We start from the raw sequence: 25,254 nt of genomic DNA, 5'->3' as shown, positions 1-25,254 counted from the left end.
CACGCCCTCGAATCGTCATCGCCTGCGCCGGTGGTAAACTCTGCGCCCCGCCAGGAGCGACCGTCCTCGATGTCGTCGAACCCCGCCCACCGCCGCTTTCCCGGCCAGGCCCTGCATGCGCTGGGCCGGCAATGGCGTGCGTTGCTCGGCCGCGTCCTGCACGCGTGGGTCCGCGCGACCGTGCTCCCCGAGGACGTCGATGAACAGAAGTTCGATCAGGGCACGCCGGTGTTCTACATCCTCGACACCTATGCGCTCAGCTCGCTGCTGATCGTTCAGGAGATCTGCCGCAAGCGCGGCTGGCCGCTGCCGGATGCCGACTTCGACGAAGGCGAACTCGACCTGCCGCGCCGCTACGGTGCAAGCCGTCGCCACCGCGGCTGGCTGGTCCGGCGGCCGGTCAAGCGTCGCCACTCCGAAATGCTCGAGACGCTGATCGACGCCGTGGATGCCGGACGGGTCGACGACGTCCGGATCGTGCCGGTCTCGGTATTAATCGGTCGCGCCCCGGAAAAGGAACAGTCGATCGCCAAGATCCTGTTTTCGGAAAACTGGGACATCGGCGGCCGCTTCCGGCGACTGCTGGCGACGCTGATCAACGGTCGCGCCACCTTCGTCCAGTTCGGCAAAGCGGTGTCGCTGGCCGACGTCGCCGCCGAAGGCCAGGGCACCGAGCTCGACCTGCGCCGCGTCAGCCGGGTGCTCCGGGTGCACTTCAAGCGCGTGCGCACCGCCGCGATCGGGCCCGATCGCTCGCACCGCAGGACGCTGGTCGATCGGGTGGTCCGTTCCGATCCGGTCCGCGCGGCCATCGCGCAGAAGGCACGGCGCGACAGGATCGAGATGCACAAGGCCGAGGCCGAGGCGCGCAAGTACGCCTACGAGATCGCCGCGGACTATTCCTATTCGGCGATCCGCATCGCCGAGCTGCTGCTGTCGTGGTTCTGGAACCGCATCTACCGCGGCGTCCAGGTATTCCACTTCAGCGACTTCCGGGAAGCGCAACAGGGCCACGAGATCGTCTACGTGCCCTGCCACCGCAGCCACATCGATTACATGCTGCTGTCGTTCATCCTCTACCGACGCGGCTTCGTGCCTCCGCACATCGCCGCCGGCATCAACCTGAACCTGCCGGTGGTGGGTCGCTTCCTGCGCTTCGGCGGCGCGTTCTTCCTGCGCCGTTCGTTCCGTGCCCAGCCGCTGTATTCGGCGGTGTTCAACGAATACGTCGCCAGCATCATCGACCGCGGCGTGGCGCTGGAGTATTTCATCGAAGGCACCCGCTCGCGCACCGGTCGCTCGCTGCCGCCGCGCGCCGGCATGCTGTCGATCACGGTCCGTGCGTTCCTGCGCAGCCGGGAGCGCCCGGTACTGTTCCAGCCGGTCTACATCGGCTACGAGCGCCTGGCCGAGGGCAGCTCCTACATCTCTGAACTTTCGGGCAAGGAAAAGAAGCCCGAGTCGCTGGCCGACTTCCGCAACGTCATCAACATCATCCGCAAGAACTACGGCCAGGTGCAGGTCAGCTTCGGCGAACCGATCCGGCTCGCCCCGCTGCTCGACCGGCACTGCCCGGACTGGGCCGACAAGCCCTTCGAACCCGACAGCAAGCCGGAGTGGCTGCCGCACGTGGTCGACGAGCTGGCCAACGACATCATGGTCAACATCAACCGCGCCGCGCACGTCAATCCGGTCAACCTGCTGGCCGCCGCGCTTCTGGCCACCCGCAAGCACGCCCTGGACGAGGACGACCTCGAGGCCATGATCGACGTCTACCAGCGCCTGATCCGGATGACGGCGTATTCCGACCGGATCACCATCACCGACCTGACCCCGGGCCAGGTCATCGAGTACGGCCTCGACCTCGGCATCATCCAGCGCCAGGCGCACGCGCTCGGCGACATCATCCGGATCGAGCCGGGCAACGGCGTGCTGCTGACCTACTTCCGCAACAACATCGCCCACCTGCTCGCGATGCCGGCCTGGATCGCCTGCTGTTTCCTGAACAACCAACGGGTCGGCAAGACGCGCGTGCGCCGGCTCAGCGAGGCGGTGTATCCGTTCCTGAAAAAGGAGCTGTTCCTGCCCTGGGCGCCGGAGGAGATCCCGATCATCATCCAGCGCTGCACCGATGCGCTGGTGCGGCTGGGGCTGATCGGCATGAGCGGCGACTACCTGCAGCGCACCCCCGGCGGCTCGGATGCGACCTACTACCTGCGGCTGCTCGGCAACGTGATGCTGCAGACCTTCGAGCGTTATTACATCACCATCGCGGTGCTGGCCAAGAACGGTTCGGGCCGACTCAGCCGCCAGCAGCTCGAACAGCTGTGCACGCTCAGCGCGCAGCGGATCTCGCTGCTGCACGAATTCGATGCGCCGGAGTTCTCCGACCGGACGCTGTTCAAGCAGTTCATCGAGTCGCTCCAGGACATCGACGTGCTCGGACGCGACGGCAACGGCAACCTGACCTTCGACCGCAGACTCGAAACCTTCGCCCGCGACGCCAAGCTGGTGCTGGACAAGGAAGTGCGGCATACGATCCTGCAGATCACGCCGCGCGTGCTGGAGCTCGAGGGGCCGCGCAAGCGCGACTGACGCTCCCCCGCCGCAGCGCGGCGCGCTGCTAGAATGCCCGAATGAGCGTAGTCCATCCCGCAGCCAGCGCGACCGAAAAGACGACCCTGACGGCCGCCGACTGGGAGCGTGCCGCGCTCGACCTGATTGCCGAGAAGGGCCTCAGCGGGCTCGGTGTCGAGCCGCTGGCCCGCCGTCTGGGCATCACCAAGGGCAGTTTCTACTGGCACTTCCCGACGCGCGACCAGCTGCTGGAACAGGCGCTGTCACGCTGGGAACGGCAGGACACCGAATCCCTGGCCCGCTCGCTGGATTCGGCGCTGCCGGCCGCCGAGCGACTGGCCGAGTTCGTGCTTCGCACCAGCCGCCAGAACCGCAGCCACCAGATCCACGCCGCCCTGTGCGCGGCCAGCGACGACCCGCGCGTGCGCCCGGTGCTCGAACGGGTCACCCAGCGCCGGCTGGACTACCTCGCCAAGGCCTTCCGCGAGCTCGGCCTCGACCCCGAATCGGCCCGCCACCGGGCCCGGCTGACCTACACCAGCTACGTCGGCTACATCCAGCTCCAGAGCCGCGGCATGGCCCCGGAACGCGGCAGCGACGAATTCGAAGCCTACGTCCAGCACGCTATCGAAACCCTCATCGACACCCACTGACGCGTGGTCCTCGGTCGGCATCGGTGGCCGGTTCTCTACGCCAAGCGGAGAAGTAGCGAAGAACGCAGGGAGAAACCGAATGCCGGAAGGACGGCGGCCGACGACGTCTTCGGATTCTTGAACCCGGCCCGGTTGCTGCGATCATGAAAAAGAGACGTTCCAGCACTCGGGCGGGAGGTTCCTCCTGAAGTCAGCGTGACTTGGCCACGTTCAGCGCATCGCCCGTTCCTGTTCCGCGCCGTTTCGTTGCTTCGAGCACACACAAGCGATTCTTCGCGTTCTGTGCACCTTCTCTTCTTGGCGTCCATCCTCCAGAAACGCTGCCTGCCAACTCAAGCAGAAACCCGATTACGCACGTTTCTCAGCCGGTAGTACAGCCCTCCGGCGGCTTGAAGGAAACTCGAGAACAGCAAGCAAGGACCCTTCGAAAGCGCTTTTTGCCCAGGTTCGCCTGTTGGAGGCCGCTTGCGGGCGAAGGGTGGCCCGGCCGGTTCGCGCGCGAGCGCCCTTCAACAGGCGAAGCCAGCGCAACACCCGAACGAAGGCCTGTTGGAGGCCGCTTGCGGGCGAAGGGTGGCCCGGCCGATTCGCGAGCAAGCTCCCTCCAACAGGCGACGGATCGCCGGCGCCGGATCGAAGGTCTGTTGGAGGCCGCTTGCGGGCGAAGGGTGGCCCGGCCGGTTCGCGCGCGAGCGCCCTTCAACAGGCGAAGCGAGCGCAACGCCCGATCGAAGGCCTGTTGGAGGCCGCTTGCGGGCGAAGGGTGGCCGGATCGGTTCGCGCGCAAGCGCCCTCCAACAGGCGAAGTGGGCGGCGCACTCGATCGAAGGCCTGTCGGAGGCCGCTTGCGGGCGAAGGGTGGCCCGGCCGGTTCGCGCGCGAGCGCCCTCCAACAGGCGAAGGCAGCGCAACGCCCGAACGAAGGCCTGTTGGAGGCCGCTTGCGGGCGAAGGGTGGCCCGGCCGGTTCGCGCGCGAGCGCCCTCCAACAGGCGACGGATCACCGGCGCCGGATCGAAGGTCTGTTGGAGGCCGCTTGCGGGCGAAGGGTGGCCCGGCCGGTTCGCGCGCGAGCGCCCTCCAACAGACGAATCAGCGCCGAGGCCGGATCGAAGGCCTGTTGGAGGCCGCTTGCGGGCGAAGGGTGGCCCGACCGGTTCGCGCGCAAGCGCCCTCCAACAGGCGAAGCCAGCGTAACGCCCGAACGAAGGCCTGTTGGAGGCCGCTTGCGGGCGAAGGGTGGCCCGACCGGTTCGCGCGCAAGCGCCCTCCAACAGGCGAAGCCAGCGTAACGCCCGAACGAAGGCCTGTTGGAGGCCGCTTGCGGGCGAAGGGTGGCCCGAGCAGTTCGCGAGCAAGCGCCCTCCAACAGGCGAATCAGCGCAACGCCCGACCGAAGGCCTGTTGGAGGCCGCTTGCGGGCGAAGGGTGGCCCGAGCAGTTCGCGAGCAAGCTCCCTCCAACAGGCGAATCAGCGCCGAGGCCGGATCGAAGGTCTGTTGGAGGCCGCTTGCGGGCGAAGGGTGGTCAGGGCAGTTCGCGCGCAAGCGCCCTCCAACAGGCGAAGTGGGCGGCGCACTCGATCGAAGGCCTGTCGGAGGCCGCTTGCGGGCGAAGGGAGGCACTCCGATGCCGGGAGGCTACCCGACCGAGGCCGAGATTCATTCGTAATCAGGCACAAAAAAAGCGCGGCCCGGGGCCGCGCTTTCTTGTGGTGCGTGGTCGCTTCGCTCAGTGCAGCAGCGGGGCGATGACGAGGCTGACGATGGCCATGACGTTGATCAGGATGTTCATCGACGGGCCCGAGGTGTCCTTCAGCGGGTCGCCGACGGTGTCGCCGACGACGTTCGCCTTGTGGGTGTCGGAGCCCTTGCCGCCGAAGTTGCCCTTCTCGACGTACTTCTTGGCGTTGTCCCAGGCGCCGCCGGCATTGGCCATGGTCAGGGCCAGCAGCACCGCCGAGACCAGCGCGCCGCCGAGCATGCCGCCGAGGGCCTGCGGGCCGAGGCCGAAGCCGACGACCACCGGGCCGAGCACGGCCAGCGCGGCCGGCAGCAGCATGCGCTTGATCGCCGAGGTCGTCGCGATATCGACGCAGCGCGCCGCGTCCGGCTCGGCGTTGCCTTCGAGGAGGCCAGGGATCTCGCGGAACTGACGGCGGATCTCGGTGATCATCTCGAACGCCGCCGCACCGACCGCGGTCATCGTGATCGACGCGACCAGGAACGGGAACAGGCCGCCGATGAACATGCCGATCAGGACGTTCGGGTCGGAGATCGCCAGTACGAAGTCCGTCATGTCGTGCTGGATCTCGGCGATGTAGGCCGAGATGATGGTCAGCGCGGCCAGTGCGGCGGCGCCGATCGCGAAGCCCTTGCCGATCGCGGCCGTGGTGTTGCCCAGCTCGTCGAGCGAGTCGGTGATCTTGCGGGTGTCCTCGCCCAGGCCGGCCATTTCGGCGATACCGCCGGCGTTGTCGGCGACCGGGCCGTAGGCATCGATCGCCATGGTCATGGCAACCGTGGCCAGCATCGATACCGCTGCGATACCGACGCCGTACAGATCGGCCTGGCCGTTGGCGATGAAGATCATCACGCAGATGGTCAGGATCGGAATCACGACCGAGCGCATGCCGGTGGCCAGGCCTGCGATGATGACCGTGGCCGGACCGGTTTCGCCCGACTGGGCGATTTCACGGACCGGCTTGGAGGCGGTGTAGTACTCGGTCGACAGACCGATGATCACGCCGCCGACCGCACCGACGATCGTCGCCAGCCAGACGCCGTTCTGGATTTCCAGGGCGCTGATCAGGAAGTAGGCCAGGACCACGAAGCCCACGGCGGCGGAGATCGTGCCGATACGAAGCGCCACTTCCGGGCTCTTCTTGGCCGACATGCGGACCAGGCCGATGGCCAGGATCGAGCAGACCAGGCCCAGCGAGGACAACAGCAGCGGCAGGCCCATCAGCGCCTCGTCCGGACCCATGCCCGGTACCAGGCCGGTGGAGCCGGCCTGCTTGACCATCACGGTGGCCAGCGCCACGGTGGCGATCATCGCGCCGCAGTAGGACTCGAAGATGTCCGAACCCATGCCGGCGACGTCGCCGACATTGTCGCCGACGTTATCGGCGATCACGCCCGGATTGCGCGGATCGTCTTCGGGAATGCCCGCTTCGACCTTGCCGACGAGGTCGGCGCCGACGTCGGCCGACTTGGTGAAGATGCCGCCGCCGACGCGGTAGAACAGGGCAACGACACCGGCGCCCATGCCGAAGCCGTGGATGCGGTGCGCGGTTTCAGGATCGGTGCCGAAGACCAGGTACAGCGTGCCCAGGCCCAGCAGGCCCAGCGAGGCCAGCACCAGGCCCATCACCGAGCCGCCGTAGAAGGCGACGGTCAGCGCCTGGTCGGTGCCGTGGTTATGGGCGGCGGTGGTCGTGCGCACGTTGGCGCGGGTCGCCGCGATCATGCCGAAGTAGCCGGCGATCGCCGAGCAGAACGCGCCGACCAGGAACGAAATCGCCGTTTCGATGCCCAGGCCGGAGAAGGCCAGCGCGATGAACAGCACGGCAACGGAGCCTCCGATCATCACGATCTCGCGGCGCATGAAGGCCATCGCCCCCTGCTGGATCAACTTCGCGATATCGGCCGGTTTTCCTTCCATGACCGGGTAGCGCATCATCGCGCTGTAGATGATGAACGCCGTGATCAGCCCGATGATTCCGAGCGCCGGCGGGATCAGACTCATATCCATGGTGTCTCCCTGGTTGTTGTCGTTGAATCCATCGTTGGTTCGTCGATCCGATGATCGAACGGATAATCGATTGGACGGGCTTGAAGCTCCGGAACGAGACGCGTTCCGGTGCACGGTGCGGCGGAACCGGCAAGCACCGGCAAAGCGCTGCATTCTAGCCGGTTCGGATGGCCCGCGGCAATCGCAAGAACCGTTGCGGGAAGCACGGGCGGGCCGATATGGACACGACCTCCCGGCGGTCTGTTCGGCGCGCGGACCCGGCCAGTCGGACCGGCCGGCGTTCACATCGCCTTGATAATGTAATAGCGTATTAATACACGAGCGTGCTAGTATGCTGAAAAACCACCCCACGGCCCCGCCATGAAACAACTCGACGAGCAGCACCTCAAGGCCAACCGGGCCGCCCGCAACAGCCTGGCCGAGGCGTTCCACGCCATGGAAACGCCCGACGAGATCCGCGCGCTGCTGCGCGACCTCACCACCCCGGCCGAGCTCGAGGCGCTGGTCGACCGCTGGCGGGTGGTCCAGCTGCTCGACGCCGGCCTGCCGTATCGGGAGATCCACGATCGCACCGGGGTCAGCGTCACCACCATCGGCCGCGTCGCGCGATTCCTGGACATGGGTCACGGCGGCTACGCGCTGGCCCTGAAACGACTGCAAGGCGAAGGCGAATGACCGACGAACGACGACTGAAGATCGCGATCCAGAAATCCGGCCGGCTGTCGGACACCTCGCTGAAGCTGCTCGAACGTGCCGGGCTCCAGTTCTCGCGCAGCAAGGACAAGCTGTTCTGGTTCGGCCGCAACCTGCCGGTGGACCTGCTGCTGGTTCGCGACGACGACATTCCGCGGCTGCTGCTCGAAGGCGTCTGCGAGCTGGGCATCGTCGGCGAGAACGTCGCCGCCGAAGCGCTGCTCGGCGCCGCCGCGCGCCGCCCCGGGGCCGCGCTGGACGCGCTGGCGTCGCTGGACTTCGGCCACTGCCGCCTGATGCTGGCCCTGCCCGAAGGCCAGCAGTACACCGGCCCGGAGCAGCTCGAAGGCGCCCGGATCGCAACCAGCTATCCGCAGTTGACCGCGCGCTGGCTCCAGGAAAACGGAATTTCGGCCGATATCGTCGAGCTCAGCGGTGCCGTCGAGATCGCGCCCAGCCTGGGCACGGCCGACGCCATCGTCGACCTGGTCTCGACCGGCACCACGCTGCGCGCCAATCACCTGAAAGCCGTCGACACGGTGCTCGAAAGCCAGGCCGCGCTGTACCGCGGCCCGTCGAAGCTCGATGCCGAACAGCAGAACCTGCTCGACAAGCTGGTCCAGCGCATCCAGGGCGTGCAGACCGCACGGGAAACCAAGTACGTGATGCTGCACGCACCGCGCGAGCGACTGGCCCGGATCACCGAGGTGCTGCCGGGCGCCGAAACGCCGACCGTCCTGCCGCTGGAAGGCCAGCCGGACCGCGTCGCGGTCCATGCGCTGTGCACCGAGCAGGTGTTCTGGGAGCACCTCGAAGAACTCAAGCAGGCCGGCGCATCGGCGATCCTGGTGCTGCCGGTGGAGAAGATGCTGGCATGAGCCGACCGAACCTGACTGTCGTCGACTGGACCGCCCTCGACGCCGACGAGCGCCGCGCGCTGCTGGCCCGGCCGCGGATGGAATCCGACGAGGAACTGACCCGCCGGGTCGAAGCGATCCTCGCCGAGGTCCGCGCCGGCGGCGATGCCGCGCTGCTCGACTGCACCCGGCGCTTCGATCGCGTCGAACCGGCCTCGCTGTGGCAGGCCGTCGACACCCGCGCACCGCTGGACCCGGAACTCGATGCAGCGATCGACCGCGCAATCGAAACCGTGCGGGCCTTTCACGAGCGGGGTCGCCCCCAGGACTACGCGGTCGAAACGGCACCCGGGGTGACCTGCACGATGCGCCACGTGCCGCTGGACCCGGTCGGGCTGTACGTGCCGGCCGGCTCGGCACCGCTGCCGTCGACGGCAATCATGCTGCTGGTGCCGGCCCGGCTGGCCGGCTGCCGCGAGATCGTGCTGGCCACGCCGCCCGATGCGCAGGGCCGCGCCGACGACGCGGTGCTGGCCGTGGCCGAAAAACTGGGCCTGGGCCGGGTGCTGATCGCCGGCGGCGCCCAGGCGATCGCGGCGATGGCCTACGGCACCGAATCGATCCCGGCCTGCACCAAGCTGTACGGCCCGGGCAACCGCTTCGTCGCCGAGGCCAAGCGCCAGGTCGCGCTCGACGTCGACGGTGCGGCCCGGGACCTGCCGGCCGGCCCGTCGGAAGTGATGGTGCTGGCCGACGACGGCGCCGACCCGGACTTCGTCGCGCTCGACCTGCTCAGCCAGGCCGAGCACGGCCCCGACTCGCAGGTGCTGCTGGTCACCGATTCGGCGCGACTGATCGACGCGGTGCCGGCGGCACTGGCGGGCCGCCTGGAAACACTTCCACGCGCCGAAGTGACGCGAAAAGCACTCGAACATGCAGCGATCGTTCGCGTACCGAACATGAACGTGGCGGTCGAGGTCAGCCAGGCCTATGCCCCGGAACACCTGATCATCGTCACCGACGACGCCGAAGGCCTGGCCGCACGAATCACCACTGCCGGCTCGGTGTTCGTCGGTCGCTGGACTCCGGAATCGCTCGGCGACTACGTTTCGGGCACCAACCACACGCTGCCGACCGGGGGTTGGGCCCGCACCCACAGCGGCCTGGGCACGGCCGACTTCCTGCGCCGGATGACGGTGCAGACCGCGACCGCCCAGGGACTGCGCGAACTCGGCCCGGCCGGCGCCCGGCTGGCGGCGCACGAACGGCTCGACGCCCACCGGCTGGCGATCACCGCCCGGCTGGACCGGCTGGAGACCCCATCGACATGAACGCGTCGTTCGAAGCCCTGGCCCGGCCGGAGATCCGGTCGCTGACGCCGTACGCCTCGGCCCGGGCGCTGGCCGACTCGGCCGGCATCCTGCTCAACGCCAACGAAAACCCGTTTCCTTCGCCCGGCGATCCCGGCCTGGGCCTGAACAGATATCCGGACCCGCAGCCGACCGCGCTGCTCGACCGGCTGGCCGATCTGTATCGGGTCGCGCGCGAACGCCTGCTGGTGACCCGCGGCAGCGACGAGGGCATCGATCTGCTGGTGCGGACCTTCTGTGCACCCGGCGAGGCAGTGCTGACCGTCCCGCCCTGCTTCGGCATGTACGCGCTGTCGGCCCGCGTCCAGGGCGCCCGGGTCATCGAGGCGCCGCTGGTCGAACACGCCGACCGGTTCGAGGCGCCCGACGACCTCGTCGAACGCGCCCGCGACTGCAAGCTCGCGTTCCTGTGTTCGCCCAACAACCCGACCGGCAACGTGCTGACCGAAGCCACCGTACGCGAGGTCGGTCGGGCGCTGGACGGCCGTGGGCTGGTCGTGGTCGACGAGGCCTACGTCGAGTTCCAGCACGGCGACTCGTTCACCACGCTGCTCGATGAACTGCCGAACCTGGTCGTCCTGCGGACCCTGTCCAAGGCGCATGCGCTGGCCGGCTGCCGGCTGGGCACGGTAATCGCCGACCCGGCCGTCATCGGCCTGCTCAAGCGCATCATCGCGCCGTACCCGCTGCCGACCCCGACCGTCGAGGCCGCGCTGGCGGCACTGACGCCCGAGGCCCTGGCCACCCAGGCCCGGCGGATCGCGGAAATCGATCAGCAGAAGCAGCGCCTGGTCGAGGCCCTTCGGTCGCTGGACTCGATACGTGCGATGTGGCCCGGTGAAGCCAATTTCGTGCTGGTTCGCGTCGCCGATGCCGCCCGCCTGATCGACGATGCCGCGGCCGCCGGCATCCGGCTGCGCAACCAGTCGGCCCAGCCCGGCCTGGACCACTGCGTGCGGATCACCGTCGGCGCGCCCGACGAGAACCGGGCGCTGATCGCCTTCCTGGAGACCTGGACGCCATGAGCACCAAGAAGATCCTGTTCATCGACCGCGACGGTTGCCTGATCGAAGAGCCGGCCGACGAGCAGGTCGATGCCTTCGAGAAGTTCCGGCTGATGCCGGGCGTGATCCCGGCGCTGCTGAAACTGAAGGCCGACGGCTATCGCTTCGTCATGGTCAGCAACCAGGACGGCCTCGGCACCGCGTCGTTTCCCGAGGCCGATTTCCAGGGCCCGCACGATCTGCTGCTGCAGATTCTCGAATCGCAGGGCATCGGCTTCGATGCCATCCATATCGACCGCTCGTTCCCCGACGACCATGCGCCGACCCGCAAACCGGGCGTCGGCATGCTGCTCGACTACCTCCGCGATCCGGGCCTGGACCGCGCCCGCTCGGCGGTCATCGGCGACCGGGAAACCGACCTGCAGCTGGCCGCGAACATGGGGCTGCCCGGCTTCCGCGTCGGCCCCGAGGGCCAGGACTGGCCGAGCATCGCCGAGGCGCTGACCGGCGCGCCGCGCACCGCCGTGACCGAACGCCGGACCAACGAAACGGCGATCCGCGTGGCGGTGAACCTCGACGCCACCGCGCCGGTCCGCAACGAGACGGGGCTGGGCTTCTTCGACCACATGCTCGACCAGCTGGCCGCCCACGGCGGCTTTTCGCTGGACCTGAGTTGTCGGGGCGACCTGCACATCGACGAGCACCACACCGTCGAAGACTGCGCGCTGGCCCTCGGCGAGGCGCTGGACACGGCGCTGGGCGATCGCCACGGGATCGGCCGCTACGGCTTCACCGTGCCGATGGACGAATCGCTGGCGACCGCTGCGGTCGACCTGTCCGGGCGGCCCGCCTTCGTGCTCGACGGCGCGTTCCCGCGCGAGTCGGTCGGCGGGCTGCACACCGAAATGGTCGGTCACTTCTTCCAGTCGCTGTCTCAACGGCTGCGCTGCGCCATTCACCTTCAGGTCACCGGCCAGAACACCCACCACATGGTCGAGGGCTGCTTCAAGGCGGTCGGCCGGGCGCTGCGCCCGGCGCTGGCCCGCGGGACCGGCGGCCTGCCGTCGACCAAGGGGGTGCTGTGATGGGATCGCTTCGTTCGGGAAGGACCGCGAAAAGCGGTTCGCGCAGAGGCGCAGAGGCGCAGAGAAAGGCCCTCGGGAAGAACATGAACAGGACACGCCCTGAAGGCGCGGGAAGGAATCGCTGATGGGATCGATCAAGGACCCGAGAACGACGGACTTCGGGGCGCCGAGCCCGGAGACCGGGACGGAAAGGCGGATTGCCGTGGAACTGGACTGCCCACCGGACGTGGCCGTGTCCTTCCTGGCGCAGCTCTATTCCGCCGCGCCCGAACTGCATCGCACGAGCCCGGTGATCGAGCGCAGCGACAGCGATCCGTCCGCCGGGAAGGACCAGCGGCGATGACCGGCGCAACGACGAGAGTGTCCGCAAACGCACATGGATGGACACGGATGAACGCGCTTTTCCTGCCAGGCGCTTCCAGGCCGCCAGCGGAACCGGACACCGAATGTCGTGGTACCCGGCTCCTGGATTTCGCGCCATCTTGCTCTGATCTGCGTTCATCTGCGTTCATCTGCGGTTCGTCGCTTTTCAACGGTTCGGGAGACGGCGTATGACGCTGGCCGTGATCGATTCCGGCGGTGCGAATCTCGGCTCGGTGGTGCAGGCCCTGCACCGGATCGGGGCCGAGGCGACGCTGACCAGCGACGCGGCCACGATCCGCCGTGCCTCGAAGGTGATCCTGCCCGGCGTCGGCGCCGCGGCCTGGGCGATGAACGCGCTGCGCGAGGCCGGACTGGTCGACGTGATCCGGAGCCTCGAGCAACCGGTGCTCGGGATCTGCCTCGGCCTTCAGCTGCTGTTCGAGGGCTCCGACGAAGGCAACGCCGACGGTCTGGGGCTGATCCCCGGCCGCGTGCGCCGGCTCGTCGGTGGCCCCGGCCTGCGCCTGCCGCACATGGGCTGGAACCAGCTGGCCTGGCAGCGCGACGACCCACTGGCTGCCGGCATCGATCCGGACGCCTGGTACTACTTCGTGCACAGCTACTGCGCGCCGGCCGACAGCCCGGCCTGCGTGGCCCGCGGCCATCACGGCGACGACTTCGCCGCCGTCGTGCGCCACCGGAATTTCGCCGCCTGCCAGTTCCATCCCGAGAAATCGGCCGGACCCGGCCATCGCCTGCTGATGAACTTCCTGGAGTCCTGACCATGACCTCGATGATCGTGATTCCCGCACTCGACCTGCGCGACGGCGGCGTGGTCCGCCTGCAGCAGGGCGACTACCAGCGCGAAACCCGCTACGCGCTGTCGCCGGTCGACCAGGCCCGCGCCTACCAGGACGCCGGCGCCGAGATCCTGCACCTGGTCGACCTCGACGCGGCCCGCGACGGCGGCGACGGCAACCTCGACACGATCGCCGCGATCGCCGAGGCCCTGTCGATCCCGGTCCAGGCCGGCGGGGGCGTGCGCGACGAGGCCGGACTCGCGCGGCGGCTGGACGCCGGCATCGACCGGGTCGTGCTCGGCAGCCTGTGCGTGCGCAGCCCCGACCTCGTGATCGGCTGGCTCGAGCGCTACGGGCCCGAACGCATCGTCGCGGGGCTGGACGTCCGGCCCGGCGACGGCGGCCGCTGGATTCCACAGGCCGCCGGCTGGACCGAGGCCGGCGACGAAGACCTGTTCGCGCTGCTCGAGCGGCTGAAAGCGGGCGGACTGCGCCACCTGCTGTGCACCGACATCACCCGCGACGGCATGCTGACCGGCTCCGGCCGCGCGCTGTATCGAGAACTGACCGCGCGCTATCCCGACCTGGTCGTCCAGGCCTCGGGCGGCATCGGCGAACCCGCCCACCTCGCGGAGGTCGCGGCCACCGGCGTGGCCGGCTGCATCGTCGGCCGGGCGCTGCTCGAGGGCCGCGTGCCGCTGGACGTGCTGGCCGAATCGCTGCCGAGCGCACCGGCATGATCGGCGAAGGCGTCGCGGTCCGCATCATCCCGTGCCTGGACGTGCGGGGCGGACGGGTGGTCAAGGGCGTGAAGTTCCGCGACCACGTCGACATGGGCGACATCCTCGAGCGGGCCGCGGCCTATCGCGACCAGGGCGCCGACGAACTGGTGTTCTACGACATCACCGCGAGCCCGGAAGGCCGCAGCGTCGATGTGGCATGGGTCGAGCGGGTCGCCGAGGCGATCGACATCCCGTTCACCGTGGCCGGCGGCATTCGCGACGTGGCCCGGGCCCGCGCGGTGCTGCACGCCGGCGCCGACAAGATCTCGGTCAACTCGCCGGCGCTGGCCCGGCCCGACCTGGTCGCCGAGCTGGCCGATGCCTTCGGCAGCCAGTGCGTGGTCATCGGCATCGATTCGATCCGCGAGAACGGCCGCTACCGGCTGCGCGCCAACACCGGCGACCCGGACAACATGACCGACCCCGACCTCGATACGCGGGCCTGGGTCGAGCGGGTCCAGGCGCTCGGCGCCGGCGAGATCGTGCTCAACTGCATGGATGCCGATGGCGTCCGCTCCGGGTACGATATCGACCAGTTGGCCGACGTTCGAGGCATTTGCGATGTGCCGCTGATCGCCTCGGGCGGCGCCGGCACGCCGGAGCACTTCCTCGACGTGTTCCGCCGCGCCGACGTCGACGGCGCGCTGGCGGCGACCGTGTTCCACTCGGGCCAGATCGAGATTCCGGACCTCAAGCGCTGGCTCGGCGAACAGGGCGTCCGGACCCGGACCGGATCCGTGGCATCCTGAGCGGACGCCCGAGGAGACCCCGATGCGAGACACCTTCCCACTGCTCGAGACCACCGACTTTCCGGCCATCAAGCGCCGCGCGCTGGACACGTTGCAGATGAACCTCGGCTACCTGTGCAACCTGGCCTGCATCCACTGCCACGTCAACGCCGGCCCGAACCGCACCGAACTGATGGACCGCGCGACGATGGAAACGGCGCTGGCGGTGATCGACCGGTTCGATATCCGCACGCTGGACCTGACCGGCGGCTCGCCGGAGATGAACCCGGAGTTCCGCTGGCTGGTCGAGCAGGCCCGGGCCCGCGACGTGCACGTGATGGATCGATTGAATCCGACCCTGATGGAAGAACCGGGCTACGACTGGATCGGGCCGTTCCTGGCCGAGCACGACGTCGAGGTGGTGGCTTCGCTGCCGTGCTATTCGAAGGAGAACGTCGACGCCCAACGCGGCAACGGCGTGTTCGAGGCCTCGATCAAGGCGCTGAAGACCCTGAACGAGCTCGGCTACGGACAGGGCGATCCCGACCGGGTGCTGAACCTCGTCTACAACCCGCTGGGCCCGAGCCTGCCGCCGGACCAGGCGGCCCTGGAGGCCGACTACAAGCGCTTGCTCGACGATGAATTCGGCCTGCGCTTCGACCGGCTGTTCACGCTGGCGAACATGCCGATCAAGCGCTTCGGCGCGATCCTGCTGGCCAAGGGCCAGTTCGAGGACTACATGACGCTGCTCAAGAACAGCTACCGGCGCGACAACCTGGCCGGCGTGATGTGCCGCGACCTGATCAGCGTCGACTACCGAGGCCGGCTCTACGACTGCGATTTCAACCAGATGCTCGGCCTGCCGCTGGGCGGCGACGAACGTCGGCCGACGCTGGCCGACCTGCTCGAGCGCACCGAGGTGCCGGCGGCGATCGCCGTGGCCGATCACTGCTACGGCTGTACCGCCGGACAGGGCTCGAGCTGCGGCGGGGCACTGAGCTGAGCCCGCGACCCGGCAAGGACATCGAATGACGACTTCTTCCGACGATCTCGACTGGGCCAAGGGCGACGGGCTGCTGCCGGCCGTGGTCCAGGACGCCGACACCGGCCGGGTCCTGATGCTCGGCTACATGAACGCCGAGGCCCTTGCGAAGACCCGCGAAACCGGCCACGTCACCTTCTTCTCGCGCAGCAAGCAGCGGCTGTGGACCAAGGGCGAAACCTCCGGCCATACGCTGGCGCTGGTCGAGGCCCGGGCCGACTGCGACCGCGACACGCTGCTGGTCCTGGCCCGGCCGCAGGGGCCGACCTGCCACACCGGCACGGCGACCTGCTTCGGCGACGCCGTTCGCCCGCCGCTGGCCTTTCTCGGCGAGCTGGATCGGGTGATCGAATCCCGACGCGGCGCGGATCCGGCGTCGAGCTATACCGCGAAGCTGCTGGCCCGGGGGGTCAAGCGCTGCGCCCAGAAGGTCGGCGAAGAGGGCGTCGAAGTCGCGCTGGCCGCGACAGCGGGCGACCGCGAGGAACTGGTCAACGAAAGCGCCGACCTGCTGTATCACCTGCTGGTGGTGCTGACCGCTTCGGAGGTGGGGCTCGACGAGGTGCTTGCCGTGCTCGAACAGCGACACCGGGCCTGAACGGGACGGGACCAGGACAAGGCAATCGGGGCACGGAGCGGTCAGCGCGGATCAGGTCGCCGGGGGGAAGCCCCACAGCGCCAGTTCGGCCAGGCCCCAGCCGATCAACGCGCCGAACACCACGTCGGTCGGGTAATGCAGGCCGAGCACCACGCGCGACAGGGCGATCAGCACGGCCAGCGGGATCAGGACCGCGGCCAGCGCCGGGAACCAGGCGATCGCGATGGTCGTGAACAACACCGCGTGCAGCGTATGCCCGGACGGGAAACTGTAGCGGTCCAGCGGCGCGCAGCCGACCCGGATCGCGTGGTGGGTGAGGTAGGGCCGCTCGCGAACCAGGCGCTCCTTGAGCACCTTGTAGAGGCCCACGCCGATCAACGAGGACAGACCCATGACCAGCGCGGCGCGCACGCCGTACATGCCCTGGGTGGCGGCCAGCACGGTCATCAGTGCATACCAGACCATACCGTCCCCGACGCGGCTGACCGCCGCGAAGAACGATCGCACCGAGGCGCGGGTCGAAGCCCGGTTCAGGGTCAGGCAGAGTCGCTGCTCCAGCTGATCCACGCGGGCCAGTCCGCGCTGCGCTGCATTGGAAAACGGCATTTCCATGCAGCAGACACTATACCGACTATGCGACAGGTGCGTTTCAGAGCGCTGACGGCACGATGACGCCGCTTGCATCGGCCGCCCGGTCGATCAGACCGCGAGGCGCGCCGGATCGAACCGCGGCACCGACTCGAAGGTCGGCCGGGCAAGCAGGTAGCCCTGGGCATAGCGCACACCGGCGCTCTTCATCCATTCCAGCTCTTCGGGTTCCTCGATGCCGCCGGCGATCACGTCGATGTTCAGCAATCGGCAGGTCGCCAGCAGGCCGCTGACCAGGGCCTTGCGCCGCTCGCTGCAGTGGATGCGCTGGACCAGATTGCGATCCAGCTTCAGCCACTGCGGCTGGAACACCACCAGCCGCTTCATGCCGACCTCGCTGGCGCCGAAGTTGTCGGCCAGCACCTCGAACCCGGCCTGGTTGGCGACCTGGCGGACCCGGTCGAGTTCGCGCGGGCTGCCCAGCGGCTCCAGGCGACTGAATTCCAGCACGACCCGGCCCGGATCGATGCCGACGTCCTCGGCGGCCTCGCGGGTCGACGCCAGGGTGGCCTCGAGCCGCTCGGGGGTGACCGTCGAGCAGTTGATGTGCAGCGCGCCCTGCATGCCCAGGCGGGCCGCGATGTCCAGCGCGCGGTGGCGACAGGCCTCATCGAACAGGTGGCGACTTTCCGGGCGGATCGAGCCCAGCACATCGCCGGCCGATTCGCCGGAGGCGCCGCGAACCAGGGCTTCGTGGGCGACCACCTCGGCGGTCTCCAGGTCGACGATCGGCTGGAACGCGAAACTGAAATCCGCAGCGGCCCGCTCGGGGTTCGACAGCGGCGCGGCGCTGCGGTCGACGTCGGTGTTCTGGTCCATGATTCGGCTCCGGGTCATTGGGCTGGCGCTGGCCCCGAGGGTCGCCAACGCGAATGGCCTTTACATTCAATTCCGGTGCCAAGCCATCAATAATGTCGGGTTCATCACGGTTCGGGCCGCACGAAGGGACGCGAGCCGGCAGAGCCATGGCCGCACTCGATGCGTTGCTGCGCGCGGATACGGCAAGGACTGACAGGGCGCTGTCCGGTCAGGCCACCTGCCAGGCCTCGATCTCGACCAGCAGATCGTCCCGGCAGACGTCGCCGCGCAGCGCGCACAGCCTCAGCGCCGGCCAGCGCGAGCGGAGCCGGGCCCGGATCCGGGGCCAGTCTTCGGCATGCCGCACATAGACGCGAGCCAGCGCGTCGGTCGAGAAGTAGGCCAGCGAGGGCCGCTCCAGCGTGCCGGCGGCGTTGCGCAGCAGCGCATCGAGGTTGCTGGCCGCCTCGTCGGTCTGGGCGACCACATCGCCCGGATGGGCCGTGGCGTGCCCGATCACGCTGGCCGTCCCCGAGATCAGCAGGCCGGTCCGGCCGTCGGACAGCGGCACGGCGGTGGCGCGGGCGAACGCCGGCTGGCGCGGGCCGTAGTCGCGCGGATAGTTCCAGGCGCTGACCTGGCGCGGGTTCTCGATCGACACTCCCGGCCGGCGCCCGACCAGCGCGACCAGCTGCATCACCGGCGCCTCCCCGCCGATCGCGGTCGCTGCGCACATCTGCGCATCGGCCAGCCCGGCCGCCTCGAGGGCCCGGCCGCGGCCGACGCAGAAGCGACGATAGCGCTCGTCGTCGCCGTCGCCGAGGTTGATCGCCGGCAGGTAGTTCCACAAGCGAAGCGGGTAGGGAAACGGCGAGTCCCGCAGTCGGTCGATCAATTCCCGATACAACCGCTCGGCCGGCTCGGCCGCATCGGCGTCCGGCCGGTCCGGCAGGCCCAGCACGAAGGCCCGGACATCGTCGACGCTGCCGCACCAGGCCTCGTGATCATAGTCCCCGCCCAGCCGCTCCAGTCCGGGGCCGACGGGGTGCCGGGAACCGTTCAGAGCGATCGGCAGCATGCAACCGGGCTGCGCAGCGGCGTGAACCGACAGATCGAGCGCGGTGTCAGGGCGAGGATTCGGCGGCATTCGGTGAGTCTGTGGGCGACGGGACGGCGGCAAGCATACCGGCATTTCGCCAACGGCGACGGCGACCGCCACCCCGGCGCTCGGGCCGTCGGACCGGACCCGGGAGCCGGGTCCGGCACGGCAGGACCGCGAGCGGCGTGTGCCGCCCGCGCTCCCTCGGGTCGGCCGAGCCGTCGTCAGTCGGGAATCGGTGCCCCCGGGGTCCACGGCGCGCCTGCGTCTTCGAGCGCCTGTTCCAGCGCCGGAATCCGCTGCTCGACCAGGCGTTCGAGTTCGGCCCGGACCTCGGCGAATTCGCTCTCGGCGATCTCCAGCGAGCGGACGTGGGTCGGGGTCGGTCCGTAGGTCGACCGGCCGGTACCGATCATCGCCACGAACATCCGCTGACCGATCGTCGGCGGCTGCAGCTCACCGACCTGGTTCATGGTCTGCTTGCCTTCGAGCTGCTCGGCGATCTCGTACAGCGCCTGGTCGACGCGGTACAGCTGCGCATCGAGGTCACCGGCCGGCGCCTGGCTGCGGCCCAGCGCCTGCTGCATGGAATCGATCTTGGCGCGCGCTTCGCCGATCACCTGGCCTGCGGCCGTGGTGCGGCGCTGCATCTCGGACAGGCGCTTCCAGAACGCGGCGGTTTCTTCCGGCTCGGCGCCGTCCAGCGCGCCTTCGCGCATCCGGACCACGTCGAAGGCCTTCGGTCCGTCCAGCGGCGTGACCGCGCCGTCGATGCGCTTGGCCAATTCGACGGTGTAGCGGCCCGGGGCGACCATGAAGCCGCCGCCCATGCCGAAGCCGCCGCCGGCGCCGATCGCCATCGGCGACGGCAGGGAAAGGTCCCAGGCCACCCGATGAAAACCGCGGGAGGCCGGTCCTTCGAGCCTGCGAACGACGTTGCCGTCGGCATCGCGTACGGTCAGCAGCATGGTCGGGGCGGGCTGACGAACTTCGGCTTCGAGTGCGTCCCAGCCCGGGAACGGCACGTCCTCGCCCTCGGCGATCAGGGGCTTCTCGCGCGCCTGGCGATCCTGCTCGTCGGTCGTGTAGCCATCGGCCAGGTGGTAGGTGAACACCGCACCGAACGGCGGGTTCTCGGCCGTGTACAGGCCATCGCCCTGCGACCCCTTTTCGTTCATGCCGAGCACGCCCTGCGGGATGTACCACCAGGCCCGGCGGGTGTCGAACAGCGTCGCCTCGGCGGCCAGCGTGTCGTCGTCGAGCCCGCGCAGGGGGCTGTAGTCGTCGAGCAGCCAGAAGCCGCGGCCGAAGGTCGCACCGACCAGGTCGTTCTCGCGGCGCTGGATGGCCAGGTCGCGGTAGGAAATGTTCGGCGCGTTGCCGGTCAGTTCGGTCCATTCCTCGCCGCCGTCGAGCGTGACGAACACGCCGAACTCGGTGCCGGCGAACATCAGCTCGGGGTCGACGTGATCCTGCACCACGCGCCAGACCAGGTGCCGCTCCGGCAGGTCGTCGGCGATCGAGGTCCAGCGCCGGCCGCGATCGGTGGACTTCAGCAGGTAGGGGGCGAAGTCGCCGTACTTGTGGTTGTCCAGCGCCACGTACACCGTGTCGGCATCGAACAGGTCGGCCTTGATGTCGTTGACGAAGGCGAGATCGGGCACGCCCGGCAGGTCGCCGACCTCGATCTCGCGCCACGTTTCACCGCCGTCGGTGGTGACCTGGATCAGGCCGTCGTCGGTGCCGGCATACAGGATGTTCTCGTCGATCGGCGACTGGGCCAGCGACGTGATGGTGTTGTACTTCGACATCGCGAACAGGTCCCATGACGCGTCCCAGCTCCACTGCCGCCCCATCAGGTCCAGCTCGATCCGGGTCTGGTTCCGGGTCAGGTCGCCGGAGATCGGGCGCCAGGAATCGCCGCGGTCGTCCGAGCGCCAGACGCGCTGCGAGGCGTGGAAGATCGTCGTCGGATCGTGCGGACTGACCAGGATCGGCGCGTCCCAGTTCCAGCGCTCGGGGTCATCGCCCGGTTCGGGCTGGGGCTGGACGTAGACGATCTCGCCGGTGGTCCGGTCGAACCGGACCAGGTTGCCCTGCTGCCACTGCGCGTACATGATGTCCGGGTTGCCGGGCTCGGTGGCCGGCTGGTGTCCGTCGCCGAACAGCACGACGTACCAGTCCGCGTTGCGCACGCCGTGCACGTTGTCGGTGCGCGACGGGCCGCCCTGGGTGTTGTTGTCCTGGGTGCCGCCGTAGACGTGGTAGAACGGTTCGGCGTCGTCGACGGCGACCTTGTAGAACTGGGTGACCGGCAGGTTGTCGATGTAGCGCCAGGTTTCGGCGTGGTCGAAGGTCTCGTACAGGCCGCCGTCGGTGCCCCAGAGCATGTAGTCGGGATCGTCGTCGCGGAAGGCCAGCGCGTGGTTGTCGACGTGCTTGGAGTCGGCGTCGATGTTCTCCCAGGTCGCGCCGCCGTCGTGCGACACACGCGCCTGGACATCCATCAGGTAGATGCGGTCGAAGGCGTGCGGGCTGGCGTACAGCTCCTGGTAGTAGTGCGGGCCGGTGCCGCCGGCCACCCTGTCCGACATCTTGCGCCAGGAGGCGCCGCGGTCGGTCGAGCGCCAGATGCCGCCTTCGCGGCGCTTGGTCTCGATCGCGGCGTAGACCACGTCCGGATTCTGCGGCGAAATGGCCAGGCCGATCTTGCCGAGGTTGCCGCCGGGCAGGCCGCCGCCGAGCTTCGTCCAGGTCCGGCCGCCGTCGGTGGACTTGTGCACGCCGGAATTCGGGCCGCCGCCCATGTAGGCCGCCACGGTGCGGTGGCGCTGCCAGGTCGCGGCGTAGAGCACGTCCGGATCGCGCGGATCGATGACCACGTCGGTGACCCCGGTCCAGACGTCGTCGCCTTCATCGCCGACCAGCGTCCGCTCCCAGCTCTCGCCGCCGTCGGTGGTCATGTACAACCCGCGCTGGCCGCCCGGCGACCACAGCGGACCCTGCACCGCCACCCACAGCGTGTCGCTGTCGTCGGGGTGGATGATGATCGTGCTGATGCGCTCCGAATCCTCCAGGCCCTTGCTGGCCCAGGACGCGCCACCGTCGTGCGAGACGTAGATGCCGTCGCCGTAGCCGACGTGCCGGCCGCCGACGTTCTCGCCGGTGCCGACCCAGATGGTATTCGGGTTGTTCTCGTCGACGACGATCGAACCGATCGAGTACGACGGCTGGCCGTCGAACAGGCTCTCCCAGGTCGTGCCGGAGTTGGTGGTCTTCCACACCCCGCCCGAGCCCACCGCGACATACCAGGTGCTGTCGTCCTCGGGATGGATGGCGATGTCGGCGATGCGCCCCGACATGAACGCCGGGCCGATGGTCCGGAGTTCCAGCCCGGCCAGCCGCTGTTCCAGCGTGACCTCGTCCTCCTGCGCGGCCAGCGGCAGGGTGAACAGTGCGAACAGGGCCAGCGCCAGCAGGCGGGCGCGGCGGGCGAATCGATCGTGCATGGTGGTTCTCCCAGAAGTGGACATCCGGCCGTTGAGCAAGACGGCGTGGCCGCCAAGCGTAGCACTGCCGGAGCGGTTCGACCGCGTCTCGTCGGTCATGCCGCCGCCGCGCCTCCGGTCGGCGCGAACGGGGACCGGGGATTGATCCGTGTTAAGGCACCCGGTCGAGCGATTGCCTAGAGTGACCCGATGCGATCGAAGCGTTCACTTCCCATCATCGTGGTCCTGGGGGCCATATTTCTCGGCGCCACCCTGCCGGCCGGCGCCGACACGCGCTGGCGCGCGGCCTGGGCCAACGACACGTTCGCCGGCACCGACAACCAGTTCACCAACGGCGTGGCACTGCAGGCGCACTCGGCGCTGGCCGACTCGCTGGCCGAAACCGGCGGTACGCCGGCGTTCGGCAAGTCGCTGGTCGGCTGGCTGCTGCCGGAACGGCACGGCCTGCGCTACCGCGAGTCCTGGACGCTGGGCCATACCATGCAGACCCCGGAACAGCTGCAGGTCGAAGAACTGATCCTCGACGACGTCCCGTACGCCGGCATGCTGGCCTGGGCCAATTCCTTCCTTGCGCTGGATGACCGCGAGCTGACCGGGGTCGGCACGCTGCTGGGCTGGGTCGGCGACGCGACCCTGGCCGGACCCATCCAGACCACCGTCCACGAACTCAGCGGCGCAACCGAACCCGAAGGCTGGGACAACCAGCTGGCCAACGAACCGGTGCTGAACCTGTATGCCGTCTACAAGCGCAAGTTCATTCGCCGCGAGTTCTTCGACGCGGCCTTGAGCATCGACGCCGGACTCGGCAACGCGGTGACCTACGGCCAGGCCGGGCTGGAGCTCCGCTTCGGCGACCGGCCGCAGGGCTTTGCGCTTGCGCCGACCCGGGTGGCCGCCGACTTCGACTACGACGGCCGCATCCCGACCGGCGACCCGGAGCACGTCTACCTGACCGTCGCGGCGCGCGCCACCGGCTTCGTCCACACCATCCACCGCGACGGCAACCTGCTGCGCAGCGATGCCTGGACCGACCGCAACGTCATCGAACCCGAGGACATCCTCGGTCAGGTCGCGATCGGCCTGCACTACGAGCGACCGACCTGGGGCCTGCACTTCCACGCCGTGTTGAGCACCGACACCACCGACGTCCCCGGCGGTCCGGGCCTGGAAGACCCGCGCAACCATTTCGCGGTGCTGTCGCTGGAGTGGGTCCCGGGCGGACGCTGAGCGCCGGCCCAAGGGGACCTCTCCCGCGGCACAGCGATGCGCGTCGCTCGATACCACGAGAGCGATACCACTAGCCCGCATTATTCATGAATCGCCACGATGATTGCGCCGGGAATCGTTCGCACAGGGGATTTTCCGACCGAGCGGACTACCCTGCTGTATTTCCGAGCGAAGAAGATTCGCTGCGCGGACAAGGACCAGGCAAGGGCGCGAGCTCATTCATGAATACTGCGGGCTAGTGTGTCCCCGCATTACTCCTGTGACATCCAGAGCGCGACCGAATCGACAGTGCAAGACGCGACCCGCAGCGAATGGCAAGCCTTTCGCTCGGGTCGCAACGTCGGTTCGGAACGCCGCACTGTCGACTCGAACGCTCATCCGAAGGGCGAGACCGCTCTTCAGGAGTAACGACGGCGTACACTGGACTGGTCAGAAGGGTTCATACCGGGAGTCTCGAGATGAATGAACGCGATCGCCACTCCGCCGTGGCCACGATCAACCACTGGATCACCGCCCTGCTGGTCATCGCCATGCTGACGCTGGGCCTGCTGGCCCGCAACGCGCCGAACGACGGCATCGAGGACTACGTGATGTCGGCCCACATCGGGCTCGGCTTCTTCACCCTGCTGTTCGTGCTGTGGCGGGTGGTCTGGCGAATCAAGGAAGGTTTTCCGGACAGCGTCGACGGCCCGGCGTGGCAGCGCGTCGTCGCCCGCACCGTCCACGTGCTGATCCTGGTCGCGATCACCGGCCTGGTCATCACCGGTCCGCTGTACCTGTTCACCGAGAACGAAGCCATCGACGTGTTCGGCTGGTTCTCGGTCGGCCTGCCGCTGGGCGGGCTGGAGTTCCTGCACGAACCGGCCGAGGCCGTCCACAAGTTCCTGGCCGTGCCCGCGCTGGTCGTGCTGCTGGTGCTGCACCTGGCCGGCGGCGTGGTGCATATCTTCGGTCACCGCGGCAAACGGACACCGGCCGAACTGTAACGCCGGAGCCCTCGGCAGGGCCGGACCGCGCGGCCGCGCCGGCCCGGATTCGTGCCGCCGGTGACGGGCTCGGCGCCGTTGGCGCCATTCGCCGCGGCGGGGGCCAGCGCCTCCGGGCCACCGGTTCCGTCGAGTCGATCCGCGCGCTCAGGACCGCTTCGGCTTCTCGGAGACGTACAGCAGGATCGTGCCCACGACGACCACCGTCCCGTCCTCACGGTAGGCGGTGACCTTCACCGGCAGGTCGCCCGGTTTCCAGTCCTCGGCGTTCGTCTCGGCCACGGCGCGGATGTCGCTGGTCGCCTTGGCGGTGTAGTCCACCGTCATGCCCTTCGGGATCCACCGAAGATGCTTCGGGATCGAGGCCTCGGCCAGTGCGCCCATCGCCATTTCCAGCGCGTTGGCGATCGCGATGACATGCACGGTCTTGATGTGGTTGTGCACCCTGCGGCGCTTGCGGAAGCGGACCTCGCAGTAGTTCGGCCTCAGCTCGGTGACCAGGGGCGAGATGGTCGCGAAGTAGGGCGCCTTGTTGGCGAACAGCTTCGAGAAGATCCAGTGACCGGCCGGCCAGCTCGTGACGCGGTGGTACAGGTCGAGCATGTAGTTCGAATCGGCCATGCAAGGGGCTCCAACAACAGCGGAAGACGAGGACGCATTCTGCCGCAACCGCGCGGATCGAA

At 68.7% G+C, this 25,254-nt stretch carries 21 protein-coding genes; 15 read left to right on the top strand and 6 right to left on the bottom strand.

Going from position 1 to position 25,254, the window contains the following annotated elements:
* The first annotated feature begins 69 nt into the window (after window positions 1-69).
* Together plsB and HFP89_RS01710 are read left to right on the top strand one after the other, a co-directional pair.
* Window positions 70-2,595 carry a glycerol-3-phosphate 1-O-acyltransferase PlsB gene (gene plsB, locus HFP89_RS01715; protein WP_168715912.1) on the top strand — a complete coding sequence of 842 codons (2,526 nt, stop codon included), beginning with the start codon at window positions 70-72 and terminating at the stop codon, window positions 2,593-2,595.
* Between the two features lie 41 nt (window positions 2,596-2,636).
* Complete coding sequence (locus HFP89_RS01710) at window positions 2,637-3,230, top strand: TetR/AcrR family transcriptional regulator (protein WP_168715911.1); 594 nt, start codon at window positions 2,637-2,639, stop codon at window positions 3,228-3,230.
* A gap of 1,730 nt (window positions 3,231-4,960) precedes the next feature.
* Here the strand turns inward: HFP89_RS01710 and HFP89_RS01705 are convergent.
* The gene (locus tag HFP89_RS01705) at window positions 4,961-6,982 is read right to left on the bottom strand and encodes a sodium-translocating pyrophosphatase (protein ID WP_168715910.1); all 2,022 of its coding nucleotides are present in this window, start codon (window positions 6,980-6,982) and stop codon (window positions 4,961-4,963) included.
* 360 nt (window positions 6,983-7,342) lie between these two features.
* Here HFP89_RS01705 and HFP89_RS01700 point away from each other — a divergent pair, with 360 nt between their 5' ends.
* The 11 genes from HFP89_RS01700 (at window position 7,343) to hisIE (ending at window position 16,304) form a co-directional block, all read left to right on the top strand.
* Entirely contained in the window at window positions 7,343-7,657 is a 315-nt protein-coding gene (locus tag HFP89_RS01700; protein WP_168715909.1) for a YerC/YecD family TrpR-related protein, read from the top strand.
* Window positions 7,654-8,553, top strand: a complete 900-nt coding sequence (gene hisG, locus HFP89_RS01695) for an ATP phosphoribosyltransferase (protein ID WP_168715908.1) — start codon at window positions 7,654-7,656, stop codon at window positions 8,551-8,553. Before HFP89_RS01700 ends, hisG begins: the two co-directional genes overlap by 4 nt.
* The gene (gene hisD / locus HFP89_RS01690; RefSeq protein ID WP_206212174.1) at window positions 8,550-9,863 is read left to right on the top strand and encodes a histidinol dehydrogenase; all 1,314 of its coding nucleotides are present in this window, start codon (window positions 8,550-8,552) and stop codon (window positions 9,861-9,863) included. Before hisG ends, hisD begins: the two co-directional genes overlap by 4 nt.
* A complete protein-coding gene (hisC, locus tag HFP89_RS01685) occupies window positions 9,860-10,927 on the top strand; it encodes a histidinol-phosphate transaminase (RefSeq protein ID WP_168715907.1) in 1,068 nt (355 codons plus the stop codon). The genes hisD and hisC overlap by 4 nt, the downstream gene beginning before the upstream one ends.
* Window positions 10,924-11,991 carry a bifunctional histidinol-phosphatase/imidazoleglycerol-phosphate dehydratase HisB gene (gene hisB, locus HFP89_RS01680; protein WP_168715906.1) on the top strand — a complete coding sequence of 356 codons (1,068 nt, stop codon included), beginning with the start codon at window positions 10,924-10,926 and terminating at the stop codon, window positions 11,989-11,991. Before hisC ends, hisB begins: the two co-directional genes overlap by 4 nt.
* Before the next feature lie 124 nt (window positions 11,992-12,115).
* Window positions 12,116-12,334 carry a hypothetical protein gene (locus HFP89_RS01675; protein ID WP_168715905.1) on the top strand — a complete coding sequence of 73 codons (219 nt, stop codon included), beginning with the start codon at window positions 12,116-12,118 and terminating at the stop codon, window positions 12,332-12,334.
* 208 nt (window positions 12,335-12,542) lie between these two features.
* A complete protein-coding gene (gene hisH / locus HFP89_RS01670; RefSeq protein ID WP_168715904.1) occupies window positions 12,543-13,136 on the top strand; it encodes an imidazole glycerol phosphate synthase subunit HisH in 594 nt (197 codons plus the stop codon).
* A gap of 2 nt (window positions 13,137-13,138) precedes the next feature.
* Window positions 13,139-13,894 (top strand): HisA/HisF-related TIM barrel protein, encoded by a 756-nt coding sequence (locus HFP89_RS01665; RefSeq protein ID WP_206212173.1) that lies wholly within the window; start codon window positions 13,139-13,141, stop codon window positions 13,892-13,894.
* Entirely contained in the window at window positions 13,891-14,685 is a 795-nt protein-coding gene (hisF, locus tag HFP89_RS01660; protein WP_168715903.1) for an imidazole glycerol phosphate synthase subunit HisF, read from the top strand. The genes HFP89_RS01665 and hisF overlap by 4 nt, the downstream gene beginning before the upstream one ends.
* Before the next feature lie 22 nt (window positions 14,686-14,707).
* Window positions 14,708-15,667 (top strand): arsenosugar biosynthesis radical SAM (seleno)protein ArsS, encoded by a 960-nt coding sequence (gene arsS / locus HFP89_RS01655; RefSeq protein ID WP_168715902.1) that lies wholly within the window; start codon window positions 14,708-14,710, stop codon window positions 15,665-15,667.
* A gap of 25 nt (window positions 15,668-15,692) precedes the next feature.
* Complete coding sequence (gene hisIE, locus HFP89_RS01650) at window positions 15,693-16,304, top strand: bifunctional phosphoribosyl-AMP cyclohydrolase/phosphoribosyl-ATP diphosphatase HisIE (RefSeq protein WP_168715901.1); 612 nt, start codon at window positions 15,693-15,695, stop codon at window positions 16,302-16,304.
* A gap of 51 nt (window positions 16,305-16,355) precedes the next feature.
* On the opposite strand, the gene HFP89_RS01645 is transcribed toward hisIE, so the two are convergent.
* The 4 genes from HFP89_RS01645 to HFP89_RS01630 form a co-directional block, all read right to left on the bottom strand.
* A complete protein-coding gene (locus HFP89_RS01645; RefSeq protein ID WP_240955838.1) occupies window positions 16,356-16,916 on the bottom strand; it encodes a phosphatase PAP2 family protein in 561 nt (186 codons plus the stop codon).
* 87 nt (window positions 16,917-17,003) lie between these two features.
* Window positions 17,004-17,771, bottom strand: a complete 768-nt coding sequence (locus HFP89_RS01640; RefSeq protein ID WP_168715900.1) for an EAL domain-containing protein — start codon at window positions 17,769-17,771, stop codon at window positions 17,004-17,006.
* 208 nt (window positions 17,772-17,979) lie between these two features.
* Complete coding sequence (locus HFP89_RS01635; protein WP_168715899.1) at window positions 17,980-18,828, bottom strand: pteridine-dependent deoxygenase; 849 nt, start codon at window positions 18,826-18,828, stop codon at window positions 17,980-17,982.
* A 245-nt stretch (window positions 18,829-19,073) separates the two neighbouring features.
* On the bottom strand, window positions 19,074-22,358 hold the full coding sequence (locus HFP89_RS01630) for a glycosyl hydrolase (RefSeq protein WP_168715898.1): 3,285 nt from the start codon (window positions 22,356-22,358) through the stop codon (window positions 19,074-19,076).
* A gap of 189 nt (window positions 22,359-22,547) precedes the next feature.
* Here HFP89_RS01630 and HFP89_RS01625 point away from each other — a divergent pair, with 189 nt between their 5' ends.
* Both HFP89_RS01625 and HFP89_RS01620 read left to right on the top strand, forming a co-directional pair.
* Entirely contained in the window at window positions 22,548-23,585 is a 1,038-nt protein-coding gene (locus tag HFP89_RS01625) for a lipid A deacylase LpxR family protein (RefSeq protein WP_168715897.1), read from the top strand.
* A gap of 458 nt (window positions 23,586-24,043) precedes the next feature.
* Window positions 24,044-24,571, top strand: coding sequence for a cytochrome b/b6 domain-containing protein (locus HFP89_RS01620; protein WP_168715896.1), 528 nt, complete (start codon window positions 24,044-24,046; stop codon window positions 24,569-24,571).
* 147 nt (window positions 24,572-24,718) lie between these two features.
* Here HFP89_RS01620 and HFP89_RS01615 read toward each other — a convergent pair whose 3' ends face one another.
* Window positions 24,719-25,192, bottom strand: a complete 474-nt coding sequence (locus tag HFP89_RS01615; RefSeq protein ID WP_168715895.1) for a hotdog fold domain-containing protein — start codon at window positions 25,190-25,192, stop codon at window positions 24,719-24,721.
* Window positions 25,193-25,254 lie beyond the last annotated feature (62 nt).

It is taken from the genome of Wenzhouxiangella sp. XN79A (assembly GCF_012272825.1).
Classification (GTDB): Bacteria; Pseudomonadota; Gammaproteobacteria; order Xanthomonadales; family Wenzhouxiangellaceae.
The sequence above is the reverse complement of the archived record's forward strand: the minus strand, read 5'-3'. Positions and strand labels throughout refer to the sequence as shown.